Source organism: Rhizobium sp. AQ_MP (assembly GCF_014237835.1).
Taxonomy (GTDB): domain Bacteria; phylum Pseudomonadota; class Alphaproteobacteria; order Rhizobiales; family Rhizobiaceae; genus Allorhizobium.
Genome location: NZ_JACJVI010000016.1, coordinates 58,716 through 70,008, shown reverse-complemented (window position 1 = coordinate 70,008; position 11,293 = coordinate 58,716). Strand labels below are relative to the sequence as shown.

Below are 11,293 nucleotides of genomic sequence, written 5' to 3'. Positions count from 1 at the left end.
GCTCAAGCCATGGACAGCACAGACCGACCGAAAGTCGGCATCAAGGATGTATCGCGTGAGGCGGGGGTGGCGCTCAGCACCGTCTCCCACGTCCTGAATGGGACGGCATCGATTTCCCCGGAGGTGCGAAGCCGGGTGCTCGAGGCGGCGCGGCGTCTCGGTTACCTCGCCAAACGGCAGCAGAAGGGCTCGATCGCCTCTCTGTCGACGGTCTATCTGGCGGTGCCGCCGGGCAATGTGCCGCATGTCGATACCAATCTCTTTTCCTGGACGCTGCTGACGGCTCTCACGCGCGAATGCGAGCGGCGCGGTGCGCGCGTCGTCGCTCATTCGGGTGGCGAGACGCTGAATGCCCAGGAGATCATCGACGGGGCAAAGTCGGTTTATGCCGATGGCATCATCCTCGTCTATGACGACAATCCGAAGCTTCTGCGGGCGCTTGCGTCTTCGGGGATTGCGGTGGTGCTGCTCAACGGCGAAGACCCGTCTATGTCGGTGGATACCGTGACGCCGGGCAATCGCTATGCCGCACGGCTTGCCACGGAATGGCTGCTGGCGCGGGGGCATCGACAGATCCTGCATCTGACCTGGCGCGGTCGCGGCACGATTACCCGTCGTGTCGACGGTTTTCTCGATGCTTATCGGGAGCGGCAGCTGCCGCTCGATCTCGGGCGGGTTTACATCGCAAACGGTTATCAGCCCGCTGATGGCGAGGCAGCGATCAAGGCTCTGCTTGCCGATAAGGCTGGGCTGGAGGGCATCAGCGCAATCTTTTGTGCATCAGACAATCTTGCGGTGGGCGCATTGGCCGCGCTTCACGCCCATGGTGTGAAGGTGCCCGAAGAGATCAGCGTCGTTGGTTTCGACGGCGTGGCGCTGGGTGATCTGACGAGGCCTCCGCTAACAACCGTGCGTGTTCCACTCCACGAGATGGCCGTTCTGGCGCTGCAGGCTCTGGAAAACAGGCTTTCCGTCTTCGGCCCCGATCACCCGCCATGCCGGATCGAACTGGGTTGCAAACTCATAGATCGGGAAAGCGCGACGGCTATCTAGCGCAAGTATATGTGAAATTTTTTTTATCTTGATTTCGGGGTATGTCTGTATAAACCTTCATGTATCGCAAGCATTACAGAGTAAGTGTGCGAAAATATTTTCGCTATCTGGGAGGATACGATGGTGCGAAATGAAAAAATTTCGAAGGCGGTGATCTCAATCTTGATGGCATCGTGCCTGGGAGGTTCTGCCTGGGCCTTCAATGAGTCGCCGATGCTCCAGGAACAGGTGAAGGCCGGCGCCCTGCCGCCGGTGGAGGAACGCCTGCCGGAAAAGCCGACGGTGGTGAATGCCGTTGAAGTGGGCCAATACGGTGGCAACTGGCAGCGCGCCTATAAAGGGCCTGGCGACCGCTGGGGACCGACCAAGCTGATGGAAGAGCGCGTGGTCAAGTGGTCTCAGGGGGCGGACGGCGAGCTCTCGCTGGTGCCCGGCTATGTCGAGTCCTTTTCGGTCAGCGAGGATTCCCGCACCTTCACGTTCACCCTGCTCAAGGGGCTGAAATGGTCTGACGGCCATCCGGTGACCACCGAGGATGTCGAGTTCTGGTACAACGACGTCTTCCTCAACAAGGACCTGCTTGCCTCCATCGACCAGACGCTCGCTCCTGGCGGCAAGCCGATGAAGCTGGAGGTCGTGGATGACCGCACCTTCAAGGTCAGCTTCGAAGACCCTTATGTCTATTTTCTGGAAATCCTCGCCAAGGACTCGACGGGGGAGCCGAGCCTTGACCGCCCGAGCTTCATTTTCCCGAAGCACTATCTGAAGCAATTCAACAATAAACACGCCTCCCAGGACCAGTTGGACGCGGCGGTGAAGAAGTTCGGCGTCGAGAAATGGCAGGATCTCTGGGGCTCCAAGGGCGCCGTCACCGCGTGGTGGCAGAACCCGGATCTGCCCGTGATTACGGCTTGGAAGATCGAGACGCCGGCTCCGGCCGAAGTCGTGACGATGGTGCGCAATCCCTATTACTATGCCGTTGACCAGGCCGGTAACCAGCTGCCCTATATCGACCGGATCTCGCATCGCCTTTTCAGCGAGCAGGAATCCTTCAACCTGATGATCGTGCAGGGCCAGATCGACATGCAGATGCGTTATGTCGAGCCGCAGGACTATACCTTCTACAAGGAAAACGAGACGAAGGGCGACTACAAGGTTTACCGCTGGAACCAGGCCCAGACCTGGTCGCTGGTGCCGAACCTCAACGTCAAGGACGAGGTGCTGCGCGGTCTCTACGACAATGCGGATTTCCGCCAGGCGCTCAGCATCTCGATCGATCGAGAGACGATCAACGAGCTGGTCTTCACCGGTCTCGCCGAGCCCCGCCAGGCATCGCCCGTAACCGGCTCGCCGAACTTCAGCGAAGAGTTGGAAACCCATTGGGCCGAGTATGATCCGGACAAGGCGAACGCGCTTCTGGACGGGATCGGCCTCGACAAGAAGGACGATGCCGGCTTCCGGCTGCGGCCGGATGGCAAGCGCCTGTCCATCGTGGTCGAGATGCAGCATGCCAATGGTCCGAAGACCATGGAAGTCGTGGCTGACAATTACAAGCAGATCGGCATCGAGCTTCTGCCGCGGCTGATCGACCGTACCCAGTGGGATGCAAGCCGCGACAACAACGATTTTCAGATGCAGTGGTATCCCTTCGACCGCCTCTCGGTTGTGGCGGCCGACCCGCGTATCATGATGGGCAACGACAGCTACGCAAACCAGTATTACATCTGGTATTCGACCGAGGGTGCATCCGGGATCGAGCCACCGGCCGATCACCCGATCCGCAAGGTTTTCGAGAGCTGGGATGCGGCCGCCAAGGCGCCCAATCGTGAAGCTGCAGATGCGGCGCTGAACACGCTGATCGATACCTTCGTCAAGCAGGGATGGGTCATTGGCATTGTCGGAGAGTCGCCGGCGATCGCGATTGCCAAGAACAACTTCAAGAACATGCGCGACGGCCTGATCGAAGACGACATCACGCGGGGTATCGGTCTCGGCGTGACCCAGCAAATGTGGATGCAGCAGTAAGACGCCAAGATTGGAGCCTCGCGTCGCACGCAGGCGGCCGCGGGGCTCCGACCTCATCTGAAGTCCAAGGATTTTGCCGGACAGGGGCGCCATTCTGCGTCTCGTCCACGCGGAGATGTCCGGCAAGACAGAGGAAACACGCATGCTCGGCTATGCTGTCCGACGACTTTTGTGGGCCATCCCCACGCTGATCTTCGTCTCCTTCATCGCCTTCGTCATCATCCAGCTGCCGCCGGGCGACTTCGTTTCGGCCTATGCGGCACAGCTGCGCAGCGGCGGTGAATACATCACCGAACTGCAGGAAGAACTCATGCGTCAGCAGTATGGGCTCAATGACCCCATTCTCGTGCAATACTGGCGCTGGATTTCCAACATCATCTTCCACGGTGATTTCGGGCGCTCCCTCGAATGGAATGCCCCGGTCAGCGATCTCATCTGGGATCGCCTCGGGCTGACGCTCGCGATTTCCACCCTCAGCATGATCTTCACCTGGATGATCGCCATCCCCGTCGGCGTCTATTCGGCGACCCGGCAATATTCGGTATTCGATTATGTTTTCACTGTCTTCGGTTTCCTTGGAAAAGGTGTTCCGGACTTCCTGCTCGCCCTTGTCCTGATGTGGATGGCCTTTGTCTGGCTCAACATGGATGTCGGGGGGCTGGTGTCGCCGGAATTCCAGGACCGCCCCTGGGATTTCGACAAGTTCGTCAACATGCTTTCCCATATCTGGATCCCGCTTGTCGTGCTTGCAACAGGCGGTGCGGCCGGTCTGATCCGTGTCATGCGCGCCAACATGCTCGACGAGTTGCGCAAACCCTATGTCGAAACCGCCTATGCGCAGGGTTTCAGCGAGCGCACCGTCGTATGGCGCTATCCGGTGCGCGTCGCGCTCAATCCGTTCATCTCGACCGTCGGCTGGGCGCTGCCGGCACTCTTTTCCGGTGACGTGATCACCGCCGTCGTTCTCAACCTGCCGACGACGGGTCCGCTGCTGCTGCAGGCTTTGAAGATGCAGGACATGTATCTGGCCGGCAGCTTCATCCTCATCCTCAGCGTCTTCACCGTCATCGGTACGGTGCTTTCGGACATCCTGCTTGCCATGTCCGATCCGCGCATTCGGTTTTCGTGAGGCGCCCAATGAGCGAACTTCAGAACCTCACGCCTCAGCTTCACACGCCGCGCGTACCGCCGCTTGCTCCGAAAGAGGAGTTTCGTGACGAGACCCTCTACACCGCAAAACCCTGGACGCTTGTCTGGTGGCGCTTCCGCAAGCACAAGCTTGCCGTCGCCTCGTTGATCTTCATGCTCATCCTGTCGACATTGGCGATCTTCGCCCACTTCTTCACGCCCTATGCGCCTTTCACCATCAACCGGCTGAACACGCTGGCACCGCCAAGCACGGTGCGGATCATGCATGAAGGTGAACTGCACCGGCCCTTCATCTATGCCCTGAAGCGCACGCGAGATCCTGAGACGGCCCGGGTTATCTATCAAGAAGATACTAGCAAGGTTCTGCCGGTGCGCTTCTTCGTGCAGGGCGAGCCCTACCACTTCCTCGGCCTCGTCGAGACACGTCTTAGGTTCTTCGGTGTCGATGATCGTCGCCAGCAGATCAATCTCCTTGGTACGGATTCGCTTGGCCGCGATCTCTACAGCCGCCTGATCCATGGCGCCCGGGTGACCCTGTCCGCCGGCCTGGTCGGCGTTGCCTTCGCCTTCGTTCTAGGGCTTACGCTGGGTGCGATCTCCGGCTACTACGGTGGCCGCATCGATTCAGCCATTCAGCGGCTGATGGAGTTCATCCGCTCGATCCCCACGATCCCGCTCTGGATGGGCCTGGCAGCGGCGCTGCCGATCGCCTGGGACCCGATCTTCGTCTATGTCCTGATCACACTCATCCTGTCGCTCATCGGCTGGACACATCTCGCGCGTGTCGTGCGCGGCCGTTTCCTGTCGCTCAAGACCGAGGATTATGTGTTGGCTGCGCGTCTGGCCGGTGCCTCCGAGTACCGGATCGTTACGCGGCACATGCTGCCGGCGATGACGAGCTACATCATCGCTGCACTGACGCTCGCCGTTCCTGAAATGATCCTCGGCGAAACGGCGCTCAGCTTCCTCGGGCTCGGTCTGCGCCCGCCTGTCGTCAGCTGGGGCGTGTTGCTCCAGGACGCCCAGAACCTGCGCTCGATTTCCATGGCGCCATGGCTTCTGGCACCCGGTGTTGCGGTCGTTCTGGTCGTGCTGGCGTTCAACTTCATCGGTGATGGCCTGCGCGATGCGGCCGATCCCTACGGTCAATGAGGGAGGGGACCCGATGCGCTCCACAGTCAAGAGCATTCAGACGCCCATGCCGCCAGAGCGGCTCCTCGAACTCGACAATGTCGGTGTTCATTTCCCGACGCGCGACGGCCTCGTCAAGGCGGTCAACGGCGTGTCCTATCACGTCAACAAAGGCGAAGTTCTCGGCATCGTCGGCGAAAGTGGCTCCGGCAAGTCGGTGACTGCGCGGTCGATCATGCGGCTCCAGCCACGCAGCGCGATCAACGCCCATGGCAGCATCCGTTTTCGCCGCGGCAATGGCGAGGAAGTGCGGATCTCAGACCTGGACTGGCAGGGCCGGGAGATGCGCGCGATCCGTGGCGGCGAGATCGGCATGGTTTTCCAGGAGCCGATGACGGCACTTTCGCCAGTGCACACGATCGGCACGCAGATCATGCGCACGGTCATGCTTCACCGCAAGGTCTCCAAGGCCGAAGCGCGCAATCAGGCCATCGAGCTTTTGACCCGCGTTCAGATGCCCCGCCCGACCGATATCGTCGATCGCTATCCGCATCATCTCTCCGGTGGCATGCGGCAGCGTGCCATGATCGCGCTGGCGCTCTCCTGCGACCCGACGCTCCTGATTGCCGATGAGCCGACGACTGCGCTCGATGTGACGACGGAGGCGCAGATCCTCGAATTGCTGAAATCGCTTCAGCAGGAGCTCGGGATGGCGATCGTCTTCATCACCCATAACTTCGGCGTTGTCGCAGACATCGCCGATCGCGTGGCCGTGATGTATCTCGGGCGCGTGGTCGAAACCGGCACGGTGGACGAGATCTTCTACGAGCCGAAACACCCCTATACCCAGGCCTTGCTGCAATCGATCCCGCGACTCGGCAAGAGCCATGGCAACCGCCTGCGCACCATCGCCGGCGTCGTGCCTGATCCCTACAACGTCCCGACCGGCTGTTCCTTCCATCCGCGCTGCCTGCATGGGGTGGCGGGACTCTGTGACACGACAGTCCCTGACAATATCCAGTTCGCCAGCGGCCAAAGCGCCCGCTGCCATTTCGCGGGGCAGATCGTCTCCGCGGCGGAGTTTGCATGATGCTGATGTCGCCTCACACTCCCCTCGACGAGGGCACATTGATCTCGGTTCGTGGCGTGAAGAAGTATTTCCCGATCTACGAGGGCTGGAAGCGTCGAGAAGTTGCGACAATCAAGGCGGTGGACGACATCTCCTTCGATATCCGGAAGGGGGAGACCTTCGGCCTGGTTGGGGAAAGCGGCTCCGGCAAATCGTCGATCGCAAGGCTGATCCTGCGCGCCTACGATCTGACCGGAGGCGAGATCCTGTTTCGGCGTGCAAGCGGGGAGGTCGTCGACATTACCCGGCTCGGGGATCGTGAGATGCGGTCGATCCGGCGCGAAATGCAGATGATCTTCCAGGATCCCTATTCGTCTCTCAACCCCCGCATGCGTCTGCTTGATCTTGTCGGAGAGCCTCTCGTCATTCACGGCATGGGAACCCCAGCGGAGATCAAGGACCGCGTGGCGGAATTGCTGGGTCTCGTCGGCCTCCGGCCCGAATACATCTTGCGCTATCCCCACGCCTTCTCCGGCGGCCAGCGCCAACGCATCGGCATCGCGCGGGCGCTTGCCCTCAACCCAAGCTTTATCGCAGCCGACGAAGCGGTCTCAGCGCTCGACGTCTCCGTCGCCGCCCAGAACATCAACCTGATGCAGGATCTGCAGGAAAAGCTGGGCCTCACCTATCTCTTCATCACGCATGACCTTGGCATGGTCGAGCACATCTCGGACCGTGTCGGTGTCATGTATCTAGGCCGCCTCATGGAGGTCGGACCGACGGAAGAGATGTTTGCCAAGCCGCTGCATCCGTACACGGAAGCGCTTCTGGCGGCGGTGCCGCAACCTGACCCGCGTGGCAATCGCGCCCGCAAGCGCGTGCCGCTGAAGGGCGAGATCGCGGATGCCATGAATGTGCCGAGCGGTTGTCCCTTCCATCCGCGCTGTGCCTATGCCGACGAGGCTTGCCACAAGCAGACCCCCGAACTCAGGACCGTGACTGGTGGCCGGCAGGTGCGCTGCCATCACGCAGAGAGCCTGGATCTTGTCGGGGTCGCCAACTGATGAATGCTCTTGGTCCATCTCTATTCGATTTCCCTTCGACCCACACGGGTGAGGCCGATCACGGCCTTGCGACGCGACACCGGCCGATCTTGCACCTCGATTTGAACGAGCCCTTCGCTCCGGTTGCCATCGGTTACACGCTCTATCGCGAGCCGGCCAAATCCGTTTCGTCAAAGTTCCAGATCCGCCCCGGCCGGGGAACCGTGATCGAATATGCGATATGGTATGATTGGGATATCCAGCACCTCTACGACCTGGAGCATGTCTGGGTCCATCTCGATGCCGATGGCGCGGTCGTCCGGGTGGAGGCATCGCGTCACGGCGCACGGCTGAAGATGCGTCGGTCGGATGGTTCCGTTCCCCTTCAGGGAGCCCGACCGGCTGTATTTGTGGAGCCCGGAAAACATGCGCACTGGCCCTGCCCGAAGGCGATGCGGGAGCAAGCTGGCGCCTTGGTCGATGCGATGTGCGGTCCCTTCGCCGGCGAGGAAGGTATCCACCTTTCGAACCTGTTTTCGAATGCCGGACTGATCTCCGCGTCGCGCTATGAAATCCGCCTCGCGCGTCTCTTTTTGAAACGAGCGGCGTTCAAGCCGGTCTGGAGGTTTGCCGAGTTGCCGGTGGCCGCCGAGCCGGCGCTTGTGCCTTGGCGCAGGCTCAAATCTTGGGTCCCGCAGCGTTTCGCCTCGCTGGCGGCGTCTTTGCCTAAAACCGTGCCACATCTCGCTGCCGTGTTCCTCGACTGCGGTGACACGTTGATCGACGAGTCGACCGAGGTCAAGCAGCCGGGAACCGATGTCGTCGTGTCCGGCAGGCTCATTCCCGGTGCCGATGCCATGCTGCAGGAGTTGGCTAGGTCCGGGCACCGTCTGGCGCTGGTCGCCGATGGTCCTCGCGCCACGTTCGAGAACCTGCTCGGACAGCACGGGCTTTGGTCCCACTTCGAGGCCCATGTCATTTCAGGAGATGTGGGTGAACTGAAGCCGTCGCCCAAGATGTTTGCGGCCGCATTTGAGGCTCTCGGCCTTTCAGACAGCGACCGAGCGCGCACGGTGATGGTCGGCAATAATCTCGAGCGCGACATTCTCGGTGCCAACCGCTTCGGTCTGATCAGCGTCTTTCTCGCATGGTCGCTACGCCGAACCCACAAGCCGAAGCACCGCCACGAGCGCCCGCGCTTGACGATCAGGCAGATAGCCCAACTGCCGGGTCTTCTCGAGAAAATCGAGCTTGCGCTTCCGGCGGCGGCGGTCGAGCCGGATGAGGGCGCAGCATGAACAAGGTTTCTGCTGCCGAGCGTATATCCGAAGCCCAGGGTTTCCTGGTCGAACCCGGCGGCTCCGTCACCGCCTGGGCGATGAGCGAAATCGTCCAGACCTATTATCCCGGCGAGCCCGCTCTGGCGGAAGACCGGGTGAATTACCGTTTCATCAATGGCTTCGTTGATGTCGGGGATCTTCCATGCCGTGTGGCACTCTGGAAGGAGGTTGCGGCGCGAACGGTCGAGTTCAGAAGCGACTTTCAGGTGACGGGGCTTTATCTCCCGGGCTTCAACCGGCGCGTCGAATTCTCCGACTTCTGGCATCGACCGACGCGTCTGTCGCGCTGGCTGCGGACAAGGCTGAAACCCGGGCTTTCCGGTCTGCAACGTTTCAGGCTTGCGACCTGTGGCGGGGTGCATATCTGGGTGGACGGGCTACTTGCAGCCAGATTCGAGCCCTTCAAGCGTAACAAGGAAAGCATCACGGAAATTGTGCTTCCGCTTAGGGCGGATGGCAGCGACGTCGTGGTGTTGACCGAGGAACTGGCAGAGCGGGATGCGCTCTGGTTTTTCGAATTGACCTATCTGGGCGACATGACGCTACACGCGCAGCTGCCGATTGACGTCTCGCCGGAGACGATCGGTCTGCTCAAGGCTCTGGCAACCGATGTGCGGCCGGACCCGATGCATGTGAGCGATGGGCGAATGGTCCTCGAGTTTGGCATGACAGCTGGAACAGATGTCGACGTCAGGGCAAAGATTCTTCCCAGTGTGCATATGCGTGGCACACCACCACTGCTCGATGCGCAAGCTACGCTGAAGGCGGGGCAACGACAGCTGATCCTCGACGGAGCACAGTCGTTGCCGGATGCCTATCATGCGCTCAACCTGACGTTCTCGGTCGGTCAGACCCGTGTCGAACGCAACATTGCTTTCGCAACCTTCAAGGATGCGCCGCAGGACATGCGGGGTCTCTCGCTGGCCGAGCGCAAGGCCGTGGCACTCGCGTATATGGCGAGCCATGGCGAGATGCGCGCCGGTCGGGCAATCGCGGCTCTTTCTGCTGGTCGTCCGGTTGACGACGAATTCCGCGAAATCATCGGCAGCACGGTTGCGGCGATCGATGAGCGGCGAGACTGCTCGGATTTCGTCATGGTACCCCTTCTGTGGGTCGCGGCAGATTATCGTGACCGCGTTCCCGCCGATCTGATGGCGGAGATCGACCGAACCATTCTCAATTACCGCTATTGGGTCGATGAGCCAGGCAATGACGTGATGTGGTTCTGGAGCGAGAACCATGTGCTCTGCTTCCATGTCTCTCAGTATCTGGCCGGCCGTCTGTTTCCGGGTCAGCGCTTCGAATGCTCCGGCCGCATGGGAAGGGAGCAGGCTTCCCTGGCGCATGACCGTCTCATGCGCTGGTTCGATTCCGTCGAGGCGCATGGTCTCGCCGAATGGAATTCGGCGGCCTATTATCCGATTGATTTCATCGGGCTGCTGGCGCTGGAGCACCTCGCGGACGGGGCGATCCGGGAGCGGGCATGCAAGCTACTCGACCGCCTGTTCCTGATGATCGGTCTGCATACGCTTGGCGGCGTCCCCGCCGGCACCATGGGGCGTGCTTACGACAAGGAGTTGCGCGCCGGGCCGCTGACGGAGCTCGCGCCGTTTGCCACGGTCGCCTTCGGGCAGGGTTGGCTCAATGATGGCGTCGCGGCGTTGCCGATGTTCGCTGCGGGGTGTTACGCGCCGCCGGTCGGAATACAGGACGTCGTCGATCCGCCGGCAGGGAAGGCCGTGACCGCCCATTATGTCCAAGGTCATGACGAAGCGGCCCGGCTCGTCCTTTACAAGACTGCGGCCGTGCAGCTGTCGTCGACCATGGATGGAAAAGCCGGTGGGCGCGGCCACCAGCAGCACATTCTGGACATACGATTTGCCGCACATCCGCTGGCCAAGGCCTTCGTCAACCACCCCGGAGAAGACGACCCGTGGGGCCACCAGCGGCCCTCCTATTGGGCCGGCAATGGTGCCATGCCGCGGGCCGCGCAATACGGCAATGTAGGCCTTTTGCTCTATGACCTCGGTGCGGATGCACGGCTTCCTTTCACGCACGCCTATGTGGAGCGAAATGCGTTCGATCAGGTGATCCTCGAAGACAACTGGATTGTGCTGAAATGCGGTCACGGACTTGCTGCCCTGACGGCCACACGTCCCATAATGCCCGTCGAAACCGGCCCCGGCGCGGGCATCGAGTTTCGTGCGCAGGGAACTGATGTCGCGTGGTGCGCGGTGGTCGGCGAAGGTGTTAACCCTGACGCTCTAAGGCGCTTCCGATCGAGGCTGATCAAGACTCGTCTCGAACTGGCTGACGACGGACAGCGCGCGCTTGTACATCAAGCCGATGGGCCTCTTCTCAGTCTCGAGTGGACCAACGGTCTTTGCGTGAATGGCCAGCCTTACGTTTTTCCGAACAGAAGCATCGATCCGCTGATCCGGTGGACTGATGCAGTCTCTTTCTAGTCTTCAAAAGCTCAGGAC

General features: G+C 60.9%; 8 protein-coding genes. All 8 read left to right on the top strand.

The annotated features are described in order from the left end of the window. Nucleotides 1-9 precede the first annotated feature (9 nt). The 8 genes from H6M51_RS19695 to H6M51_RS19660 all read left to right on the top strand — a co-directional run bounded on the left by H6M51_RS19695 (nucleotide 10) and on the right by H6M51_RS19660 (nucleotide 11,275). The gene (locus H6M51_RS19695) at nucleotides 10-1,053 is read left to right on the top strand and encodes a LacI family DNA-binding transcriptional regulator (RefSeq protein WP_185811498.1); all 1,044 of its coding nucleotides are present in this window, start codon (nucleotides 10-12) and stop codon (nucleotides 1,051-1,053) included. A gap of 213 nt (nucleotides 1,054-1,266) precedes the next feature. Further along, on the top strand, nucleotides 1,267-3,078 hold the full coding sequence (locus H6M51_RS19690) for an ABC transporter substrate-binding protein (protein WP_246780593.1): 1,812 nt from the start codon (nucleotides 1,267-1,269) through the stop codon (nucleotides 3,076-3,078). A 142-nt stretch (nucleotides 3,079-3,220) separates the two neighbouring features. Continuing rightward, nucleotides 3,221-4,207, top strand: coding sequence for an ABC transporter permease (locus H6M51_RS19685; protein WP_185811496.1), 987 nt, complete (start codon nucleotides 3,221-3,223; stop codon nucleotides 4,205-4,207). Between the two features lie 8 nt (nucleotides 4,208-4,215). Then, complete coding sequence (locus H6M51_RS19680) at nucleotides 4,216-5,379, top strand: ABC transporter permease (RefSeq protein WP_185811495.1); 1,164 nt, start codon at nucleotides 4,216-4,218, stop codon at nucleotides 5,377-5,379. A gap of 13 nt (nucleotides 5,380-5,392) precedes the next feature. Next, nucleotides 5,393-6,448, top strand: a complete 1,056-nt coding sequence (locus H6M51_RS19675) for an ABC transporter ATP-binding protein (protein WP_210314877.1) — start codon at nucleotides 5,393-5,395, stop codon at nucleotides 6,446-6,448. After that, on the top strand, nucleotides 6,445-7,491 hold the full coding sequence (locus tag H6M51_RS19670; protein WP_407073602.1) for an ABC transporter ATP-binding protein: 1,047 nt from the start codon (nucleotides 6,445-6,447) through the stop codon (nucleotides 7,489-7,491). Before H6M51_RS19675 ends, H6M51_RS19670 begins: the two co-directional genes overlap by 4 nt. Further along, nucleotides 7,491-8,768, top strand: a complete 1,278-nt coding sequence (locus tag H6M51_RS19665; RefSeq protein ID WP_185811494.1) for an HAD family hydrolase — start codon at nucleotides 7,491-7,493, stop codon at nucleotides 8,766-8,768. The genes H6M51_RS19670 and H6M51_RS19665 overlap by 1 nt, the downstream gene beginning before the upstream one ends. Beyond that, nucleotides 8,765-11,275 carry a hypothetical protein gene (locus tag H6M51_RS19660; protein WP_185811493.1) on the top strand — a complete coding sequence of 837 codons (2,511 nt, stop codon included), beginning with the start codon at nucleotides 8,765-8,767 and terminating at the stop codon, nucleotides 11,273-11,275. Before H6M51_RS19665 ends, H6M51_RS19660 begins: the two co-directional genes overlap by 4 nt. Nucleotides 11,276-11,293: the final 18 nt, after the last annotated feature.

What these genes read in the sequence shown, in the direction of transcription:
- H6M51_RS19695 (WP_185811498.1), top strand. Translation starts at nt 10, where the DNA reads ATGGACAGCACAGACCGACCGAAAGTCGGCATCAAGGATGTATCGCGT.
- H6M51_RS19675 (WP_210314877.1), top strand. Translation starts at nt 5,393, where the DNA reads ATGCGCTCCACAGTCAAGAGCATTCAGACGCCCATGCCGCCAGAGCGG.
- H6M51_RS19685 (WP_185811496.1), top strand. Translation starts at nt 3,221, where the DNA reads ATGCTCGGCTATGCTGTCCGACGACTTTTGTGGGCCATCCCCACGCTG.
- H6M51_RS19680 (WP_185811495.1), top strand. Translation starts at nt 4,216, where the DNA reads ATGAGCGAACTTCAGAACCTCACGCCTCAGCTTCACACGCCGCGCGTA.
- H6M51_RS19690 (WP_246780593.1), top strand. Translation starts at nt 1,267, where the DNA reads ATGCTCCAGGAACAGGTGAAGGCCGGCGCCCTGCCGCCGGTGGAGGAA.
- H6M51_RS19670 (WP_407073602.1), top strand. Translation starts at nt 6,445, where the DNA reads ATGATGCTGATGTCGCCTCACACTCCCCTCGACGAGGGCACATTGATC.
- H6M51_RS19665 (WP_185811494.1), top strand. Translation starts at nt 7,491, where the DNA reads ATGAATGCTCTTGGTCCATCTCTATTCGATTTCCCTTCGACCCACACG.
- H6M51_RS19660 (WP_185811493.1), top strand. Translation starts at nt 8,765, where the DNA reads ATGAACAAGGTTTCTGCTGCCGAGCGTATATCCGAAGCCCAGGGTTTC.